The sequence below is a fragment of the Halorubrum sp. AJ67 genome (assembly GCF_000513435.1).
Genome location: NZ_CBVY010000014.1, coordinates 50,491 through 52,200 on the forward strand (window position 1 = coordinate 50,491; position 1,710 = coordinate 52,200).

General features: G+C 70.5%; 1 protein-coding gene and 1 pseudogene. Both read left to right on the forward strand.

All coding sequences use genetic code 11. The annotated features are described in order from the left end of the window. Window positions 1-684 (forward strand): annotated as a pseudogene (locus BN903_RS11365) (glucose-6-phosphate isomerase); the annotation flags it as partial. Window positions 685-768: 84 nt separating this feature from the next. Beyond that, the gene (locus BN903_RS11370) at window positions 769-1,503 is read left to right on the forward strand and encodes a CPBP family intramembrane glutamic endopeptidase (protein WP_048077835.1); all 735 of its coding nucleotides are present in this window, start codon (window positions 769-771) and stop codon (window positions 1,501-1,503) included. Window positions 1,504-1,710: the final 207 nt, after the last annotated feature.

Consider the following 1,710-nt stretch of genomic DNA (forward strand, 5'->3'; position numbering starts at 1 on the left):
CAGGGCCACGACGTCGCGGCTGTCCTTGCGGGCGGCCGCGACGGGATGGAGTCGCTGTCGGGGTCGCTGTACGAGTCGCCCGCCTACGCGTACGGCGCGGCGACGTACGCGCTCGCGGAGCGCGGCGCGCTCACCAACGCCGTGATGCCGTACGCCGAGTCGCTGGAGACGTTCGCGGAGTGGTTCGCACAGCTGTGGGCCGAGAGTCTCGGCAAGGACGGACTGGGCCAGACTCCCGCCCGGGCGCTCGGCGCGACCGACCAGCACTCCCAGCTCCAGTTGTATCGCGCCGGGCCGCCGGACAAACTGGTGACGCTCGTGCGCCCGACCGAGCGCGCCGACGTGCCGATCCCCGAGACCGACCTCGACGGGCTGGCGTACCTCGGCGGCTCGTCGCTCGGCGGGCTGCTCGACGCCGAGTTCGAGGCGACCGAGGCGAGCCTCGCGGCGGCAGACGTTCCCAACGTGCGCGTCGAGATCGACCGCGTCGACGAGCGAAGCCTCGGTGAGCTGCTCTACGGAATGGAGGCGGCCTGCGTGCTGTACGGCGAGCTCGCGAGCGTCTCGACGTTCACCCAGCCCGCGGTCGAGTGGGGGAAGAAGGCGGCCCGCGGACTGCTCGGCGGCGGCGACTTCGAGGAGGCCGACGCCGTCACGGAGAAGCGCGAACTGCGGATCGACTGAGGCCGCGAATCGACACTCGCGAGAGAACCGACGCCCCCGGTCCCTTCCGGTGCGTCTAAACCGCCGCGAGCCGTATCGCCGGCGATGAGCGACGACCCCCCCGCGGCGGCGGTCGGCGAGCGGTTGACTCGCGTCGCGAGCGCGCTGTTCGCGATCGTGTTCGCGTTCCTCGTCGCGAACGCAGTCACCGTGCCCGGAACGAACTTTGCCGCCTCCCTCGGGCTAGTGTCGGAGGGATCGAACGGCTACCGGCTGCTCCAGACCCTGCTCCAGTTCGCCGGGTTCGTCGCCGCGATCGCGGGGTACCTCGCCGTCACCGACCAGTGGGACCTCGCTCGCGCCTCCCGGCCGACCGCCCGCGAGGCGGGGATCATCGTCGGCGGCGGCGTCCTCCTCTTCGGGTTCCAGTACGGGGCCCTGTTCGCGCTCGATCAGATCGGCCTCTCGACCGGGCAGAACCAGGCGGTCGTCCCGGGCGGCGACCCGGTCACCTACTACCTCGCGATGATCGCGGTGTCGCTCGCGGTGGTCGGCCCGGTCGAGGAACTGCTGTTTCGCGGCGTCGTTCAGGGCGGGATCCGGCGCGCGTTCGACGCCGCCCCCGCGATACTCATCGCGAGCGTCGCGTTCGGGCTGATCCACCTGCCCGCGGTCTCCGGGACGATGGTCGAGCAGTGGGCGTACGTCGGCGTCGTCGTCGTGTTGGGAGCGGTCCTCGGCGCGTTCTACGAGTGGACGGACAACGTGGTGGTCCCCGGGCTGGTACACGGTGTGTACAACGCGGTCACCTACGTGGTGTTGCTCGCGCAGGTGGTCTGAGACCGGAAAAACGGTCACTCTTTGGGGGCGCTGAAGGCGTATCCGCTCGCTACGACGCAGTTGCTTTCGTCACAATCGAGACCCCCGAAGCCCCAGTCGCTCGGCGATACGCGGTCACCGACTTGGACACGACCGCCGAAGCCCCAGCCGCGAGGACTCGCGCGGCTCGCTGCGCTCCTCACTCGGTCGCTACCGCTCCCTCGTTGC

Bases quoted from the DNA above. Each gene is read 5' to 3' on its own strand.
- BN903_RS11370 (WP_048077835.1), top strand. From the start codon at position 769: ATGAGCGACGACCCCCCCGCGGCGGCGGTCGGCGAGCGGTTGACTCGC.